We start from the raw sequence: 17,302 nt of genomic DNA, 5'->3' as shown, positions 1-17,302 counted from the left end.
CCTCTGGCGCCGGACCTCGGCAGGCCCTACCGTCATCTCCTGGTGCAGCCGCTGGGACAATGTGAGAACCGGGCCTCCGCGGCTGCTTCCGCCCGGCGGAGGCGGCCGCGGAAGGGCCTGGATCGGCGGGATCAGACAGGACGGTGAGGTGTGGCTCGACACCGGAGCCGATCGACCGTCCGGAGCATGCGGACCGCCGGCCTGGCGGCGCTGCTGATGGCCGCCGGGCTGGCCGCACCGTCGGGTCCGGCCGCGTCGGCCACCGACCCGACGGACAGCCGCCCCGTCGCCGATGCGCCGGCCCAACCCGGGCCGATGAAACCGGGCTACAGCAACCTGACCGCCCGCAACGCCGTTCTCCAGCCGACGCTCGCCGCTGGATCGGGCGAGCACACCGTGTTCGTGCAGTTGCCGATGGCCGGGGCGGCCGACGTGTACGACTCGGCCCGCGCCCGGGGTGAGTCGACGGCGCAGGTCAGCGTGGCCGTGGCCGGAGCGCGATCGGCCATCTCCGCGCTCGCCGCATCGGTCTCGGCCACCGCCGCGGCGGCCGATCCCGACGCGGTCACCACGTTCGTCGTCACGAACGCAGTGCCCGGACTGGGACTGACCGCCGACCCGGCCGCACTCCGAGCCGTGGCCGCCCGTAGCGACGTGGTGCAAGTCTCCGAGATCGTCCCGAAGTCCCCGGCCAACGCCGGGGCCGCCCAGCTGACCAGGGCACTCGCGTCATGGACCGATCTGGGAGTCACCGGCCGCGGCGTGCGGATCGGCGTCATCGACACCGGGATCGACTACACCCACGCCGATTTCGGGGGCGCCGGCACCGCCGCGGTCTACCAGGCAGCACGCCACACGAACACCTGGTCGCCGACCGCGCGGGTGGTCGGAGGTTACGACTTCGTGGGCGACGACTACGACTCCTCCGCCGTCTCCGGCGCCGGCACCGCCGCCCGGTCGGTGCCGCATCCGGACGCCAACCCGATCGACTGCAACGGTCACGGAACCCACGTCGCCGGCACCATCGCCGGGGCCGGGGTCACGGCGGACGGGCAGACGTTCACCGGTGACTACGGACAACTGACCGGAGCCGACCTGTACGGGATGAAGGTCGGCCCGGGGATGGCTCCGCAGGCTTCGCTGTACGCGTTCAAGGTCTTCGGATGCTCGGGCACGACCGATGCCGTCATCCCCGCTCTGGACCGGGCGCTCGACCCGAACGGCGACGGTGACTTCCGCGATCGCCTGGACGTCGTCGACCTGTCGCTGTCCGGTCCGGCGGCGGTCCAGGATCCGGAAACGACGGTGCTGGACGCGGTGGCCCGGCACGGTGTGCTGCCCGTGGTGGCGGCGGGCAACGGCGGTGACGAGACCGACTCCGCCGGCTCGCTCGCCACCTCGACGAGGTCGTTGGTGGTGGCTTCCTCCGTCGATGCCTCCCAGCAACTCGACGGCCTGTCGGTGACCGTCGCGGGGCAACCGCCGACGAGCGTCGCCGGCCAGATGTCGACCGCCTATCCCTGGACCCTGGCCGCCGACGTGAGCGGTGAGGTCGTCGCCCTTTCGGCGGCCGACGCGGACGGGTGTGCCCCGCTGTCCGCGGCCGACAAGGAACTGGTGACCGGGAAGATCGCCTGGTTGACCTGGGACGACGACAACTCCACCCGATCCTGCGGGTCGGCCCAGCGGGCTGCGAACATCCGGGCCGCGGGCGGCCGCGGCATCCTGCTGACCAGCGCCGCTCCGATCTTCTCGGGTCCGGTGGCCGGCGACGCGTATCTGCCGGTGTTCCAACTGACGCCGGCCGCGACGGCCGCCCTCCAGCCGTATCTGGACGGCGGGATCAGCGTCACCTTCACCGGGAGCCTGGCCGGTCAGAAGCCCGAGATCGACGATCAGATCACCGATCTGGTCGAGCCCTCGACGGCTCGTGGGCCGCACGACGCGGCGGCGGTCAAACCCGACGTGGCCGCCCCCGGGGACACCGTCACCTCCGCCTTGATGGGCAGCGGGACCGGCGGTGGCCTGCGCTCCGGCACGTCGATGGCCGCGGCCGAGGTGGCCGGGATCGCTGCGCTGGTGCGCCAGCAGCGGCCGGACTGGACCCCCGAGCAGGTCAAGGCGGCCGTGATCAACACCGCCGACCACGACGTCTACGGCGCGGCCGACCGGTCCGGTCCGGCGCTCGGGCCGAACCGGGTCGGGTCGGGGCGCATCGACGCGCAATCGGCCCTGGAGACGACGCTCCTGGCCTACAACTCGGGCACCGCCGGTGGCGTCTCGGTGAACTTCGGGGTGGTCGGGGCCGACCCGGGAGTCGCCACCGTGACCCGGACCACCACCGTGGTGGTCCAGAACACCGGTACCGCGGCGGCCCAGGTCGCGCTGACCTACCAGGCGGTCACGGACCAGCCCGGCGTCACCTATCAGGTCAACCCGTCGACCTTGACGGTCGCGCCCGGCAGCACCTCCTCGGTCGCCGTGACCATGGACATCACCCCCTCCGACCTCCGGCACACGTTGGAGGCCGGCACCCCGGCGCAGCAGACCAACGCCCTGACCGGACTGGACGAGGCTCGCCAGTACCTCGCGGTCGCGTCCGGGCGACTGCTCCTCACCTCGGCCGGGCACCCCGATCTGCGGGTCCCGGTCTCCGGGGGGGCGGAGCCGGTGTCGTCCACCACGGCCGCCGACGGCACCGTCGACGGCCAGCCGGCCGTGGTGCTGACCGGCACCGGATTCTCCCTGTCCTCTCCGGCCGACTCGGCCAGCGTCGCCTACAACTCGCTGACCTCGGTGCTCAATCTCGGGTACCGCAGCAACCGCGCTCCGGCCTGTACGGCTCGGACCGCGACGGCGGGGCCGGCCGCCATCACCTCCTCGCCCCCCGCCCCGGCCGCGGTGGGGACCAGCGCCGCCTGCTCGACCGACGCGGACCGCTCGGCCGATCTGCAGGCGGTCGGCGCGGGCCGCACCTCCGGCGACGCCGGTGACCCCGGCTACCTCTGGTTCGGCCTGTCCACCTACGGCAACTGGGCGAGCGCGGGCAAGAACATGTTCCCGACGGTCAACATCGACACCAACGGGGACAACACCGCCGACTACAGCGTCCAGGTCCAGACGGTCGGTGACCCGACGTCCGCCGGTACCTCGGACCTGTTGTACGCCTTGTTGTTCGACGACGCCGGGGCCGGATCGCTGATCGGCATCTATCCGGTCAACTTCAACCTGGGGGCGGTGGACACGAACGTGTTCGACACGAATGTGATGCTGATCCCGATCGACCCGACGGCCATCGGCTACCGGCCGGGCGATGCCACGTTCCCGATCCGGTACTCGGTGGCCACCTATGCCGCCTACGGCTCGCCGCAGAACGGGGGCACGGTCGATACCACGCCGGCCATCGACTTCGACGTGGCGCGTCCGGCCATCACCACCGGTGCCCCGCTCTGGCAGGACCAGGGCGACACCGGCATCCCGTACCGGCTGGCCGCCGGTACCTCGGCCGCGGACGCGCTCGTCCTGCATCTGCACGGCCGCGACGGTGCCCGCGCTGAGGTGGTCACGCTGACCGGGACGGGCTGACCCGCGGCCGCTGTTCCCTCGGTCGGCCGTCCAAGGGCAGGTGTGCGGAGCGGAAATGTTCGCTCCGCACGCACCTGGACGCCGGTATCCACCTATTGGACCGATATGGTTACTCTTCGCAGTAACTATTGCGCAGCACCGGTCCGGTCGAGTCCGCTCGTTCGGGAACGGAACCTCCACCCCCACCCCGCCCCACTTGGCGTGTCCGACCAGGGTCGATCGCGGCCCGTCGGCGTCAGAGTAGAAACGGTTGAACATGAAGCTCGCGGTCATTCCCGGTGACGGCATCGGCCCCGAGGTCGTCGCGGAGGGCCTGAAGGTCCTGAAGGGCGTCGTGCCCTCCGTCGAGACGACCACCTACGACCTCGGTGCCGCCCGGTGGCACCGGACCGGGGAACTGCTCCCCGATTCGGTCCTGCGGGAACTGCGCGACCACGACGCGATCCTGCTCGGCGCGGTCGGCGACCCGACCGTTCCGTCCGGAATCCTCGAGCGAGGCCTGCTGCTGCGCATCCGCTTCGAACTGGACCACCACGTCAACCTGCGCCCGGCCCGGCTGTACCCAGGGGTGGTCGGTCCGTTGGCCGGGGACCAGGCCATCGACCTGTTGGTGCTCCGTGAGGGCACCGAGGGTCCGTATGTGGGCAACGGCGGCCTGCTGCGCAAGGACACGCCGCACGAGATTGCCACCGAGGTCTCCCTGAACACGTACTTCGGGGTGGAGCGCGTGGTGCGGGACGCCTTCCGGCGCGCCGCCCGGCGCCCCCGCAAGCACCTGACCCTGGTGCACAAGACGAACGTCCTGGTGCACGCCGGTCAGCTGTGGAGCCGTGTCGTCGAAGAGGTCTCGATGGAGTTCCCCGACGTCACGGTCGCCTACGCCCACGTCGACGCGGCGATGATCTACCTCGTCACCGACCCGGGCCGTTTCGACGTCATCGTCACCGACAACCTCTTCGGGGACATCCTCACCGACCTGGCGGCCGCGGTGTCCGGTGGCATCGGGCTGGCCGCCTCGGCGAACCTGGACGTCTCGGGGGCCAACCCGAGCATGTTCGAGCCGGTCCACGGGTCCGCTCCGGACATCGCCGGGGCCGGGACGGCCGACCCGACGGCCACCGTGCTGTCGGTGGCGTTGCTGCTGGACCACCTGGGACTGCCGGACGCGGCCCGACGCGTCGAGGCCGCGGTCGCCTTCGACCTGGCCACCCGCCAGCCCGGCTCGGCCGGCAAGACCACCGCCATCGGTGACCGCCTCGCCGCTCTGGCGTCGAGCTGATCCTCCGATGACCACCACCGCACCCGCGTCGCCGCGGTCGGAACTGCTGCAGCTCTCGCCGCTGGGTGATGCTTTTCACGTGTTCGACACCACGTTGCGCGACGGCGCCCAACGCGAGGGCATCACCTACTCGGTGGCCGACAAGATCGCCGCCGCCACCCTTCTCGACGAGCTCGGCGTCGGGTTCATCGAAGGCGGCTGGCCCGGCGCCATGCCCAAGGACACCGAGTTCTTCGCCCGCGCCGCGGCCGGCGAACTCAAGCTCGGTTCGGCCCAGCTGGTCGCGTTCGGCTCCACCCGCAAGGCCGGGGTCCGGGCGCAGGACGACCTGCAGGTCAGGGCGCTGCTCGACTCGCGGGCGCCGATCGTCACCCTGGTGGCGAAGTCCGACGTCCGGCACGTCGAGCGGGCGCTGCGCACCACCCTGGAGGAGAACCTGAGGATGGTGGGCGACACGGTCGCCTTCCTGGTCGCCGAGGGCCGCCGCGTGTTCCTGGACTGCGAGCACTTCTTCGACGGGTACCGGGCCGATCGCGACTACGGCCTTCGCGTGGCCGAGGCCGCGGTGACAGCCGGGGCCGACGTCGTCGTCATGTGCGACACGAACGGCGGCATGATGCCGATCGGTCTGCACGAGGTGGTCGCACAGGTCAAGGAGCGCACCGGGTTCCGACTGGGCATCCACTGCCAGGACGACACCGGCTGTGCCGTGGCGAACACCATCGCCGCCGTCCAGGCCGGCGCCACCCACGTGCAGTGCACGGCCAACGGTTACGGCGAGCGCGCCGGCAACGCCGACCTGTTCGCCGTCCTGGGCAACCTGGTGGTCAAGCTGGGCCTGCCCGTGCTGCCGCCGGATCGGCTGCCCGAGATGGTCCGCGTTTCCCACGCCCTGGCCGAATTGGCCAACATCGCGCCGGACGCCCACCAGGCCTACGTCGGCTCGTCGGCCTTCTCGCACAAGGCCGGCCTGCACGCGTCGGCCATCAAGGTCGACCCGGAGCTCTACAACCACCTGAACCCCGAGGTGGTCGGCAACGACATGCACATCCTGATCACCGAGATGGCCGGACGGGCGTCGGTCGAGTTGAAGGCCAAGGAATTCGGTCTCGACCTGGCCGGGCTGCCCGAGGTCGTGTCGAAGGTGGTCGACACGGTCAAGGCGCGGGAAGCGGCGGGCTGGAGCTACGAGGCGGCCGACGCGTCCTTCGAGCTCCTGCTGCGCGACGAACTGGCCGCGGCCCGCGGTGAGGCCGTGACCGCGCCGTTCACCCTCGAGTCGTACCGGGTGATCGTGGAGAGGGCCGGGAACGCGGTGCAGAGCGAGGCCACGGTCAAGGTGCACGTCGGCGGCGAGCGGGTGATCCGGACGGCCGAGGGCAATGGTCCGGTGAACGCGCTGGACTCCGCCCTGCGCAGCGCGCTGGCCGATCACCTGCCGGCCCTGGACGGAGTCGAACTGATCGACTACAAGGTCCGGATCCTGGCCGGTCACGCCGGCACCGACTCGGTCACCCGCGTGCTGGTCGCGTCCGCGTCGACCAAGGCCGCCGGCGCGCCCGAGTGGACCACCGTCGGTGTGCACACCAACGTCGTCGAGGCCTCCTGGCAGGCTCTGGTCGACTCGCTCGTCTACGCCCTGGGGCCGACCGTCCAGTCGTCGTCCTGACGGCCGGCGATCCGCTCACCCTCCCGCCCGAAAAGGAATCAATTCTCATGCGCCTGGCCCGGATCGCCCACCCGTCGGGGGTTGCCTTCGTCGTGGTGGAAGGCACCGACGAGGACAACCTGGTGGCCAAGGAGATCGTCGACCACCCCTTCGGCACACCGGAATTCACCGGCCGGGAATGGCCGCTGGGCCAGACCCGGCTGCTGGCCCCGATCCTGCCGTCGAAGGTGGTCGCGGTGGGCCGCAACTACGCCGACCACGCCGCTGAACTGGGCAACGCCGTCCCGGACGAGCCGCTGATCTTCATCAAGCCTTCCACCTCCGTGATTGGCCCCGGTGCCCCGATCCAGATCCCGCCGTCGTCCTCGCGGGTGGAGTTCGAGGGCGAGCTCGCCGTGGTGATCGGCCGTCCGTGTCGAGACGTCAAGGCGGAGAACGCCTCGTCGGTGATCCTGGGCTACACCGTGGCCAACGACGTCACCGCGCGGGACCTGCAGCGGGCCGACGTGCAGTTCACCCGCGGCAAGGGCTTCGACTCGTTCTGCCCGATCGGCCCGTGGATCGAGACCGAACTCGACCCGAGCGACGTCGAGATCCGCACCGAGCTCGACGACGAGGTCAAGCAGGACGGCCACACCGCCGACATGGTGCACAGCGTGGCGGCCCAGATCGAGTTCATCTCGGCGATCATGACGCTGCTGCCCGGTGATGTGATCCTCACCGGCACCCCGGCCGGCGTCGGCCCCATGGTGGCCGGGCAGACCGTGTCGGTCACGGTCGAGGGGATCGGTACGCTCACCAACCCGGTCGTCGACCGTTAGCCGGTCGGCGCGGGCCGGATAGGCTGGTCGGGCTATGACTGACTCGCTGAGCATCCCCGTCCCGCCCGCCGCCGATTCCCACCCCGGGCCCGGTCCGTCGCCGACGGGCGGCCCAGCCGAACCGCCGGTCCGCCCGGTCCGCGCCCGGTTCTGCCCGTCACCGACGGGCACACCACACGTCGGGCTGGCCCGGACCGCCCTGTTCAACTGGGCCTTCGCCCGGCACTACGGGGGCACCCTGGTGTTCCGGATCGAGGACACCGATGCGGCTCGGGACTCCGAGGAGTCCTACCAGTCCCTGATCGACGCGCTGAACTGGCTCGGCATCGATTGGGACGAGGGCCCGCTGGTCGGCGGCCCGCACGCCCCGTACCGGCAGAGCCAGCGCAAGGACATCTACGCCGACGTGGCGCGGCGGCTGCTCGAGGCCGGGCACCTCTACGAGTCCTACTCCACGGTCGACGACTACACCGCCCGCCACCTGGCCGCCGGACGTGACCCGAAGCTCGGCTACGACAATTACGACCGGGTGCCCGACGAAGCCCTCGTCCTGGCGGCGAAGAGCGCCGGGCGGGCCCCGGTGCTGCGCCTGCGGATGCCCGACCGCGACATCTCGTTCGACGACCTGGTCCGGGGCCGGGTGACCTTCCCGAACGGCACGGTGCCCGATCCGGTGATGGTCCGGGGAAACGGGCACCCGCTGTACACGTTGGTGAATCCGGTCGACGATGCGCTGATGGGCATCACCCACGTGCTGCGCGGCGAGGACCTGCTGCCTTCCACCCCCCGGCAGATCGCGCTCTACGAGGCGCTGGCCGACATCGGCGTGGCGCAGTACACCCCGGAGTTCGGGCACATGCCGTTCGTCACCGGTGAGGGCAACCGCAAGCTGTCCAAACGGGATCCGCAGTCCAACCTCTTCCAGTACCGGGAGGACGGCTTCGTCGCCGAGGGAATGATCAACTACCTGGCGCTGCTGGGTTGGTCGCTGGCCGAGGACCGCGATATCTTCACGCCCGAGGAGCTGGTCGCCGCGTTCGACGGAAAGCGGATCTCCGGCAACCCGGCCCGTTTCGACCGCAAGAAGGCCGAGGCCATCAACTCGACCCACCTGCGGATGCTCGCGCCGGCCGACTTCGCCGCGCGACTGTCGGCCTACGTCGTGTCCTCCGGCCGCCTGGCCGAACTGTCCGCGACCCAGCACGCCGTGATCGAGCGGGCCGCGCCCTTGGTCCAAGAGCGCTGCATCCTGCTCAAGGACGCGGCCGAGATGATCGACTTCCTGCTGGTCGCCGAGACCACGTTCGAGGTCGACCCGACGGCCGCGGTCAAGGTTCTCAAGCCGGAGGCCGGGCCGGTCCTGGCCGCCGCGGTCAGCGCCCTGGAGAGTCTGGACCACTTCGTCGCCGCCGACATCGAGTCGGCGCTGAAGGCGGCCCTGATCGACGGACTGGGCCTCAAGCCGAAGGTGGCCTTCGCGCCGGTCCGGGTCGGGGCCACCGGACGGACCATCTCCCCGCCGCTGTACGAGTCGCTGGAGTTGCTGGGCCGGGATCGCACGATGATGCGGCTGCGGGCGGCGATGCAGCTCGCCGATCGATGAATCCTGGCCCGTACGGCGTGCTGTTCGACATCGACGACACGCTGATCGACTTCAGCGGGGCCGCTCGCAACGCCCTGCTCGACGTCGCGGCCGCGTTCGGGTCCGCCCCGGACGTGGGGGAGCGGATGCTCCTCTCGTGGGCGGCGGTCAGCGACGTGCAGTACGAGCGGTTCCTGTCGGGCGAACTGACCTTCGACGACATGCTGGTGGCCCGGATGGCGGCCGTCATTGACGAGATGGATCCGGCGGGCACCCTGGAACTCGACGCGGCGCCCCTGGAAGAACTCCGCAACACCTCGATCTTCACCCACTACGCGCAGTTCGACGACGTCGCGGCCGCGCTGGAGCGCTTCCGGGCGGACGGGGCGGCCATCGCCGTGCTGTCCAACGCGGACGGGCCGTACCAGCGCCGCAAGATGGCCGCGGCCGGCCTGGCCGACTTCATCGACGGCGCCGTGTTCTCCGGTGACCTCGGCGTGGCCAAGCCGGACCCGGGGATCTTCCTGGCCGGGGCCGCCTCGCTCGGGTTGCCGCCGGAGCGCGTCGTCTACGTCGGCGACCGGTGGGCCACCGACGCGATCGGTGCCCTGCGGGCCGGGTTGGCCGCAGTCTGGTTGAACCGCGACGGTGCCGGTCGGCCGCACGGAGCGCAGGACGCGGTGGCGTCGATACCGGGCGCGTCAGCCCGGCTGGCCGAGGTGACCGGGCTGGACGTCGTGGACGGGGCGCTGGCTCGAGAGCTGCTGACCGGCCAGGCCGCGTCACGGATGCTCTGAGCTGGCCCGATGCGCCGAATTGGTCGGGACGCGATCGGCCTGTAAGATGGTCTCTCGGTGCCTTCGTCGGTGAGTGATCGCCTGAAAGTGCCTGCAGTGGAACAGCTTTGGGGTATGGTGTAATTGGCAACACTAGGGATTCTGATTCCCTCATTCTAGGTTCGAGTCCTAGTACCCCAGCGACATCCGAGTACGCGATCGCGAGTGGCCGATCCGGCCCCCGTGGTCAGGTATGATTCTCTTCGGTCACGAGCAGTGCGACCGAGTGTCACCTAGGGCCCCGTCGTCTAGCGGCCTAGGACGCCGCCCTCTCACGGCGGTAGCGAGGGTTCGAATCCCTTCGGGGCTACCAGCGAAAGACCCCCGCGGACTTCGGTCTGCGGGGGTCTTCTGCGTTACCGGCTACAGCCGGGCGGTCAGCGCTTCCGACGCCTGGATCAGATCACCGGCCCACCGTTCGCCCGGGCGGCGACCGATCCGCTCGACCGGTCCGGACACCGAGACCGCGGCGATGACCTGGCCCGCCCGGTCGCGAACCGGGGCCGACACCGACGCCACTCCGGTCTCACGCTCGGCCACCGACTGGGCCCACCCGCGGCGGCGTACCTCGGCCAGCACCCGTTCGGTGAACGAGGCCTCGGCCAGGATCGCCCTGGACGTCGCCGGATCGGCCCAGGCGGTGAGCACCTTGGCCCCGGACCCGGCCGTCATCGGCAGCCGGGTGCCCAGCGGCACGGTGTCCCGCAGCCCGGACGTCGGCTCGGCGACGGCGATGCAGATGCGGGAGAAGCCGTCGGGTCGGTAGATCTGCACGCTCTCCCCGGTGCGGTCCCGGAGGCGGGGGAGCACATCGGCGGCGGCCGCCACCAGCAGGTCGGGGGCGCCGGCGGCGAGGACGGCCAGCATCGGGCCGGGGCGCCAGCGACCAAAGGCGTCACGGGCCAGCAGGCCGTGTACCTCGAGGCCGACGGCCAGCCGGTGGGCGGTGGCCCGCGGGAGTCCGGTGGCGGCGCACAGTTCGGCCAGCCCGCTCGGGGCGGCGGTGGTCGCCCGCAGTACCTGAACCGCTTTGTCCAACACACCGATGCCGCTAGACTGTCCCATGCAGCGATACTAGATTCCCGCATGCTGAGATGTCCACGCGATATCGGCCGGTGCCGGGATTTCCGGGTCCGGCTTGCCCGGACCGGCTCGCTGTGGCACCACGCCGCGCGCCCTTCAGGCGCGGGAAAGTAATCGTGAAAGGAAAGGCCGCAATGGGGCGCACTCTCGCCGAGAAGGTATGGGAAGCACACGTGGTGCACCGAGCGGAGGGTGAGCCCGACCTGCTCTACATCGACCTCCATCTCGTGCACGAGGTCACCAGTCCGCAGGCCTTCGACGGCCTGCGGCTGGCCGGGCGCCCGGTTCGCCGGCCCGACCTGACGCTGGCTACCGAGGATCACAACGTGCCGACCACCGGCATCAATCTCCCGATCGCCGACGAGGTCTCACGCACCCAGATCGAGAAGCTGCGGTCCAACTGCGCGGAGTTCGGCGTCCGGCTGTTCCCGATGGGCGACTTCGAGCAGGGCATCGTCCACGTCGTGGGCCCCCAGATGGGGATCACCCAGCCCGGTATGACGATCGTCTGCGGCGACTCGCACACTTCGACCCACGGCGCGTTCGGCGCGCTCGCCTTCGGCATCGGCACCAGTGAGGTCGAGCACGTGATGGCCACCCAGACGTTGCCGCTCAAGCCGTTCAAGACCATGGCGGTCACGGTCGACGGCGAGCTGGCGCCGGGCGTCACGGCCAAGGACATCATCCTGGCCGTCATCGCCAAGATCGGGACCGGCGGCGGACAGGGATACGTCCTGGAGTACCGAGGGTCGGCCATCCGCGCCCTGTCGATGGAAGCCAGGATGACGGTGGCCAACATGTCCATCGAAGCCGGCGCCCGGGCCGGGATGATCGCCCCCGACCAGACCACCTACGACTACATCCAAGGTCGTCCGCACGCCCCGAAGGGGGCCGACTGGGACGCCGCCGTCGCCTACTGGTCGAGCCTGACCACCGACGACGACGCGGTTTTCGATGCCGAGGTGATCCTGGACGCGGCGGAGCTCTCGCCCTTCGTCACCTGGGGCACCAACCCGGGTCAGGGCCTGCCTCTCTCGGCCTCGGTGCCTGATCCCGAGCTGATCGTGGACGACAACGAGCGCACCGCGGCCGAGCGCGCGCTGGAGTACATGGGCCTCACGGCCGGTACGCCGCTCCGCGAGATCCGGGTCGACACGGTGTTTCTCGGCTCGTGCACCAACGGTCGGATCGAGGACCTCCGGGCCGCGGCCGACATCCTCAAGGGCAAGCGGATCGATCCGGGCCTGCGCATGCTGGTCGTACCCGGCTCGATGCGGGTCAAGGCGCAGGCCGAAGCCGAAGGGCTGGACCGGGTCTTCTCCGACGCCGGGGCGGAGTGGCGCAGTGCCGGATGCTCGATGTGCCTTGGCATGAATCCCGACCAGCTGGCCCCGGGCGAGCGCAGCGCGTCGACGTCGAACCGCAACTTCGAAGGCCGGCAGGGCAAGGGCGGACGCACCCATCTGGTGTCGCCCCTGGTGGCCGCGGCCACCGCGCTGCGCGGAACTCTTTCGTCCCCGGCCGATCTCGTCGGCTCCGAACGCTGAGCAGGAGAACAGACATGGAAGCCTTCACCACCCACACCGGCATCGGCATTCCGCTGCGCCGCAGCAACGTCGACACCGACCAGATCATCCCGGCCGTGTACCTCAAGCGGATCACCCGCACCGGCTTCGAGGACGGGTTGTTCGCCGCCTGGCGCAGCGATCCGACGTTCGTCATCAACCAGCCGGCCTTCGCCGGCGGCTCCGTACTGGTGGCCGGCCCCGATTTCGGCACCGGATCCTCTCGCGAGCACGCGGTCTGGGCCCTGATGAACTACGGGATCCGGGTGGTCATCTCGCCCCGATTCGCGGACATATTCCGGGGTAACAGCTCCAAGGAAGGCTTGCTGGCCGCGGTGGTCAGTGAGGCCGACGTCGAATTGCTGTGGAAGCTGCTGGAGAACGAACCGGGCACCCAGGTGACGGTTGATCTGCCGGAGCAACGGGTCTCCGCGGGGGCCCTGGTGATCGACTTCGAGATCGATCCCTACACCAAGTGGCGACTGCTGGAGGGTTGGGACGACATCTCTTTGACCCTGCGACATGCCGATGAGATCACAAATTTTGAAAGATCTCGGCCGTCCTTCAAGCCGGTGACCACGGCCGTCTGACGGTCAGGGCCCCTGACCTGGGGCAACGGCGAAAGCGCTTGTTGCGCAACACATATGCAAGACAATCCAGTGCCACCGACCGGATCTGCCGGTCGGTGGCACTGCCGTCTCCGGGGTCGCGGAGAGGCCGAAATCCCTTCCAGCAGCGGGTATTGGCGTGGCGTGGTGGTTGGCATTGAGGGCGATTCGGGCCTACCGTGTGCCACCAGTCGGCCCAATCATCCCCGACGGCCGGAAAGTCCTGGGAGGGACAGTGAACAAGACCGATCTGATCAACCAGCTCGCGCAGCGGCTCGATGGGGACAAGAAGGTGTCTCAGACGGCAGTCGAGGGCATCATCGACCTCATTCAGCGCGAGGTGCAGAAGGGCGAGAACGTCTCGATCTCCGGATTCGGCGTTTTCGAGAAGCGCGCCCGCGCCGCCCGAACGGCGCGGAACCCGCGCACCGGCCAGGCGGTCAAGGTCAAGAAGACGACCGTGCCCGCCTTCCGGCCCGGCAAGTACTTCAAGGACGTCATCGCCGGAACGGTCAAGCTGCCCAAGGTGACCGGGAAGCCGACCACCGCCCGGGCCGCCGCCGCCGCCGCGAAGGCTCCGGCCGCCGCCAAGGCGGCACCGGCGACGCGCACCCGCGCCGCCGCGGCCAAGCCGGCCGAGGCCGTGGCGGCCAAGCCGGCCACCCGGACCCGCGCCGCCGCGGCCAAGCCGGCCGCGGTCGCGGCTCCGGCCACCCGGGCTCCGCGGGCCACCGCGGCCAAGGCCGCTCCGGCAAAGGCCGCTCCGGCCAAGGCGGCTCCGGCCACCCGGGCTCCGCGGGCCACCGCGGCCAAGGCGGCTCCGGCCAAGGCCGCTCCGGTCAAGGCCGCTCCGGCGAAGGCGGCTCCGGCCGCCAAGGCCGCCCCGGCCACGAAGGCTCCGGCGGCTCGGCGCGCCCCGGCCAAGAAGAAGTAGTCCGTCCGCCCGGCTCCGGCCGGGCGAATACGAGAAGGCCCGGACCCGATGGGGTCCGGGCCTTTTCCGTACCGGGGCTCAGACCTCCGTGCCCGGGCTCAGACCGGTGGGCTCGGATAGGCGTCGGCCTGGACCAGGCGCCGGCCCTCGAAACTGAGGAACCAGAAGGCCCCCTTGGGCGTTCCGATGCGTGGTAGCGGTACGTCCGAGCGACCGGCCAGCGACTTCACCACTCCCGGGATCACACCGCCCTGACTGCAGGCGACGACGGTCGCGCTGACCTTCGCCGACGGCACGCCGCCAGCGAAGGAGCCGCGGATCGACGCGCCGGCGGCCGGCCGTGCGGGGTGAACCGGTGCGCCGCGCTCCGGCCAGACCGCTTCGGACCCGGCCAGTTCGACCAGCCGCCGGCGGGCGGCCGCTGGGTCGTCACGATAGGACTCCTCGGCCAGCAGCGGCTCGATGGCCACCGCCTGACCGAGCGTGCGGGCCAGCGGCGCCACCGTGGCCCGGCACCGCTCGGCCGGTGCGCTGTGCACCGGGCCCGGCCCGAACGGCAGCAGTTCGGCCACCAGAGCCTGGGCCTGCCTCCGTCCCTTGGCATCCAGTGGACGCAGGATGTCCTGCCCGTCGAACGATTCGCGGTGCCCGGCCCGAGCGTGCCGGACCAGGAGAACACCGCGCAGGTCGGGCCGTTCCAGGCCGAAGGTGTCCAGCACCGCCTTGTCGAAGTCGTAGGACATCAGGGCCCGGGCGGCGCCGGGCGACAGCCATTCCAGCCGGTCGACCTCCTTGTTGGCCGTGAACGAGCCACCCAGAGCCCGGGCGGCGAAGTACTGCACCGTCTTCGGGCCACCGGCGACCGCGTAGGAGACCGTGGTCAGGGCGCGGCCCAGGACCGATCGAAAACCCGTCTCCTCCCAGACCTCTCGCCAGGCCGTAACCGGCGCGCTCTCGCCGCTGTCGGCCTTGCCCTTGGGCAGCGACCAGTCGTCGTACCGCGGGCGGTGGACGAGAGCGATCCTGATGCCGTGCTTGACCGACGGCCGCCACAGGACGGCTCCGGCCGCCCGGACGGCCGAGGCGTCATTCCGCACCGGCGACGCCCCGACGCAGCAGTTCGGCCTGCAGATCCCGGCCCGGACCGTCGACCGGCGATTTCGTCCAGCCGTCGGGACCGAGCAGCCAACAGCGCGTGTCCGGCCGGGCGATGGCGGCCAGCAGGGCGCTCATCCGGTCCGTGGCCGCCTTGTCGGTGATCCGGACCAACGCCTCGACCCGGCGATCGAGGTTGCGGTGCATCATGTCCGCGCTGCCGATCCAGTACTCCTCCTGGCCGCCGCCGCCGAAATAGAAGATCCGGGAATGCTCCAGGAAGCGCCCGACGATCGACCGGACGGTGATGTTCTCGCTGAGGCCCGGCACACCGGCGCGCAGGGCACAGATGCCCCGCACGGTGAGATCGACCGTCACACCGGCCCTGGAGGCCCGGTAAAGGGCATCGATGACGCCCTCGTCCACGATCGAATTCATCTTCAGCCGGACCAGGCCGCCGCGCCCGGCCCGGAAGTGCTCGATCTCCCGCTCGATGCGCTCGACGATCCCGGTCCGGATGGAATGCGGAGCCACCAACAGGTTCCGGTACTCCACCTGGCGGGAATAGCCGGTGAGCACGTTGAACAGGTCGGTCAGATCGGCCCCGATGTCCGGGTCGGCGGTGAGCAGCCCGAGGTCCTCGTAGATCCGGGCCGTCTTGGGGTTGTAGTTGCCGGTGCCGATGTGGCAGTAGCGCCGCAGGGTGTTTCCCTCCTGGCGGATCACCAGAGCGGTCTTGCAGTGCGTCTTGAGACCGACCAGGCCGTAGACCACGTGGACCCCAGCCCGTTCCAGCGCCTTGGCCCAGGTGATGTTGGCCTGCTCGTCGAAACGCGCCTTGATCTCGACCAGAGCGACCACCTGCTTGCCGGCCGCGGCGGCCGAGATCAGCGCGTCGACGATGGGGGAATCGCCCGACGTCCGGTACAGGGTCTGCTTGATGGCCAGCACGTTCGGGTCGGCGGCGGCCTGCTCGATGAAACGCTGCACCGTGGTCGCGAACGACTCGTAGGGGTGGTGCAGCAACACATCAGAGTCGCGGAGCCGGGCGAACACGCTCCTTGGCTTCTCGCCTTCGGTGAAGGCCGGATTGGTGGCCGGTACGAACGGCGGGTCCTTCAGGGTCGGCCGGTCCAGCCCGTACAGCTGCCACAGGCTGGAAAGGTCAAGCAGACCGGGGACTTCCACCGCGTCCGACGGGTCGACGTCCAGTTCGGTGATGAGCAGGTCGAGGATGCGTTCGCTGGTGGTGTCGGTGATCTCCAGGCGGACCGGCGGCCCGAACCGACGCCGGGCCAGTTCGCGCTCCAGGGCCTGCAGCAGGTCCTCGTCGCGGTCCTCCTCCACGTCCAGGTCGGCGTTGCGGGTGACCCGGAAGATCTGGTGCTCCATCACTTCCATGCCCGGGAACAACTCGGCCAGGTGAGCCGCCAGCAGGTCCTCCAGGGGCAGGAAGTCCAGCACCCCGCGACGGACGCGGATGAAACGATCGACGTTGTTGGGCACCTTGACCCGGGCGAACCGCTCGGCCCCGGTCTCCGGGTCCCGGACGATGATCGCCATGTTCAGGCTCAGTCCCGAGATGTACGGGAACGGGTGGGCCGGGTCGACGGCCAGCGGCGTCAGGACCGGGAAGATCTGCGCGGTGAAGTACTCGGCGAGCCGGATCTTGTCCTCGTCCTCGATGGAATTCCATCGGACGATGCGGATCCCGGCGTCCTGCAGAGCCGGCATCACCTCGTCGGTGAAACAGCGGCCCTGCCGCTCCACGAGTTCCTGGGTACGGGCCGAGATCAGCGCCAACTGCTCGGACTGGGTCAGTCCGTCCGTGCTGGCCACCGCGAGCCCCATGTCGCGGCGGCGCATCAGGCCGGCCACCCGCACCATGTAGAACTCGTCCAGGTTGGAGGCGAAGATGGCCAGGAACTTGGCCCGCTCCAGCAGCGGCTGGTCGGGATCCTCGGCCAGGGCCAGCACCCGCTCGTTGAAGTCCAGCCAGCTCAGCTCGCGGTTGTAGAACCGGTCGGCCGGCAGCGGCTCGTCGTCGTGGATGATCGCCGGGGGCTCGGCCTCGGCCATGTGGAACGGTTCCACCGCCGGTGCTTCGATCAGCACGGTCTCGGCTTCGGGCTCCGCGACCTTGGTCCGCGGCGTTCTCGGCTCGGCCCTTGACACGGCCTTGACCGCAGGGCGGGCGGCCGGTGTGGCCGGCGCCTCCGCCGTGAGCGCGCTGATGGACGGTCGT

General features: G+C 70.4%; 12 protein-coding genes and 2 tRNA genes. 11 read left to right on the top strand and 3 right to left on the bottom strand.

The annotated features are described in order from the left end of the window. Window positions 1-186: 186 nt before the first annotated feature. The 8 genes from BLS97_RS23330 to BLS97_RS01255 all read left to right on the top strand — a co-directional run bounded on the left by BLS97_RS23330 (window position 187) and on the right by BLS97_RS01255 (window position 10,085). A complete protein-coding gene (locus BLS97_RS23330; RefSeq protein ID WP_090474191.1) occupies window positions 187-3,585 on the top strand; it encodes a S8 family serine peptidase in 3,399 nt (1,132 codons plus the stop codon). A 256-nt stretch (window positions 3,586-3,841) separates the two neighbouring features. Then, entirely contained in the window at window positions 3,842-4,864 is a 1,023-nt protein-coding gene (locus BLS97_RS01285) for a 3-isopropylmalate dehydrogenase (protein ID WP_090481003.1), read from the top strand. A gap of 7 nt (window positions 4,865-4,871) precedes the next feature. After that, a complete protein-coding gene (cimA, locus tag BLS97_RS01280; RefSeq protein WP_090474190.1) occupies window positions 4,872-6,533 on the top strand; it encodes a citramalate synthase in 1,662 nt (553 codons plus the stop codon). Between the two features lie 47 nt (window positions 6,534-6,580). Then, entirely contained in the window at window positions 6,581-7,354 is a 774-nt protein-coding gene (locus BLS97_RS01275) for a fumarylacetoacetate hydrolase family protein (RefSeq protein ID WP_090474189.1), read from the top strand. A 34-nt stretch (window positions 7,355-7,388) separates the two neighbouring features. Further along, the gene (gene gltX, locus BLS97_RS01270; RefSeq protein ID WP_090474188.1) at window positions 7,389-8,957 is read left to right on the top strand and encodes a glutamate--tRNA ligase; all 1,569 of its coding nucleotides are present in this window, start codon (window positions 7,389-7,391) and stop codon (window positions 8,955-8,957) included. Beyond that, window positions 8,954-9,733, top strand: a complete 780-nt coding sequence (locus tag BLS97_RS01265) for an HAD family hydrolase (RefSeq protein WP_090474187.1) — start codon at window positions 8,954-8,956, stop codon at window positions 9,731-9,733. The genes gltX and BLS97_RS01265 overlap by 4 nt, the downstream gene beginning before the upstream one ends. A 108-nt stretch (window positions 9,734-9,841) precedes the next feature. After that, window positions 9,842-9,913: transfer RNA gene (locus BLS97_RS01260), tRNA-Gln, on the top strand. A gap of 96 nt (window positions 9,914-10,009) precedes the next feature. After that, window positions 10,010-10,085, top strand: a tRNA-Glu gene (locus tag BLS97_RS01255). A gap of 50 nt (window positions 10,086-10,135) precedes the next feature. Here the strand turns inward: BLS97_RS01255 and BLS97_RS01250 are convergent. After that, complete coding sequence (locus BLS97_RS01250; RefSeq protein ID WP_090474186.1) at window positions 10,136-10,837, bottom strand: IclR family transcriptional regulator; 702 nt, start codon at window positions 10,835-10,837, stop codon at window positions 10,136-10,138. Between the two features lie 152 nt (window positions 10,838-10,989). Here BLS97_RS01250 and leuC point away from each other — a divergent pair, with 152 nt between their 5' ends. From leuC to BLS97_RS01235, 3 genes are all read left to right on the top strand, one after another. Next, window positions 10,990-12,402, top strand: coding sequence for a 3-isopropylmalate dehydratase large subunit (leuC, locus tag BLS97_RS01245; RefSeq protein WP_090474185.1), 1,413 nt, complete (start codon window positions 10,990-10,992; stop codon window positions 12,400-12,402). A 14-nt stretch (window positions 12,403-12,416) separates the two neighbouring features. Continuing rightward, window positions 12,417-13,010 carry a 3-isopropylmalate dehydratase small subunit gene (gene leuD / locus BLS97_RS01240; RefSeq protein WP_090474184.1) on the top strand — a complete coding sequence of 198 codons (594 nt, stop codon included), beginning with the start codon at window positions 12,417-12,419 and terminating at the stop codon, window positions 13,008-13,010. Window positions 13,011-13,263: 253 nt separating this feature from the next. Continuing rightward, window positions 13,264-13,962 (top strand): HU family DNA-binding protein, encoded by a 699-nt coding sequence (locus tag BLS97_RS01235; RefSeq protein ID WP_090474183.1) that lies wholly within the window; start codon window positions 13,264-13,266, stop codon window positions 13,960-13,962. A gap of 98 nt (window positions 13,963-14,060) precedes the next feature. Here the strand turns inward: BLS97_RS01235 and BLS97_RS01230 are convergent, their stop codons facing one another. Next, window positions 14,061-15,059, bottom strand: coding sequence for an NUDIX hydrolase (locus BLS97_RS01230; protein ID WP_197676347.1), 999 nt, complete (start codon window positions 15,057-15,059; stop codon window positions 14,061-14,063). Next, window positions 15,049-17,136 (bottom strand): RNA degradosome polyphosphate kinase, encoded by a 2,088-nt coding sequence (locus BLS97_RS01225; RefSeq protein ID WP_197676535.1) that lies wholly within the window; start codon window positions 17,134-17,136, stop codon window positions 15,049-15,051. Before BLS97_RS01225 ends, BLS97_RS01230 begins: the two co-directional genes overlap by 11 nt. Window positions 17,137-17,302 lie beyond the last annotated feature (166 nt).

Origin of the sequence: Nakamurella panacisegetis, from assembly GCF_900104535.1 — a bacterium.
Lineage (GTDB): Bacteria > Actinomycetota > Actinomycetes > Mycobacteriales > Nakamurellaceae > Nakamurella > Nakamurella panacisegetis.
Note: the sequence above shows the minus strand (reverse complement) of the source record. Positions and strands in the feature narration are given on the sequence as shown.

Bases quoted from the DNA above. Each gene is read 5' to 3' on its own strand.
- BLS97_RS01250 (WP_090474186.1), bottom strand. From the start codon at position 10,837: ATGGGACAGTCTAGCGGCATCGGTGTGTTGGACAAAGCGGTTCAGGTA.
- BLS97_RS01265 (WP_090474187.1), top strand. From the start codon at position 8,954: ATGAATCCTGGCCCGTACGGCGTGCTGTTCGACATCGACGACACGCTG.
- BLS97_RS01225 (WP_197676535.1), bottom strand. From the start codon at position 17,136: ATGGCCGAGGCCGAGCCCCCGGCGATCATCCACGACGACGAGCCGCTG.
- leuC (WP_090474185.1), top strand. From the start codon at position 10,990: ATGGGGCGCACTCTCGCCGAGAAGGTATGGGAAGCACACGTGGTGCAC.
- cimA (WP_090474190.1), top strand. From the start codon at position 4,872: ATGACCACCACCGCACCCGCGTCGCCGCGGTCGGAACTGCTGCAGCTC.
- BLS97_RS01285 (WP_090481003.1), top strand. From the start codon at position 3,842: ATGAAGCTCGCGGTCATTCCCGGTGACGGCATCGGCCCCGAGGTCGTC.
- leuD (WP_090474184.1), top strand. From the start codon at position 12,417: ATGGAAGCCTTCACCACCCACACCGGCATCGGCATTCCGCTGCGCCGC.
- BLS97_RS23330 (WP_090474191.1), top strand. From the start codon at position 187: ATGCGGACCGCCGGCCTGGCGGCGCTGCTGATGGCCGCCGGGCTGGCC.
- gltX (WP_090474188.1), top strand. From the start codon at position 7,389: ATGACTGACTCGCTGAGCATCCCCGTCCCGCCCGCCGCCGATTCCCAC.
- BLS97_RS01275 (WP_090474189.1), top strand. From the start codon at position 6,581: ATGCGCCTGGCCCGGATCGCCCACCCGTCGGGGGTTGCCTTCGTCGTG.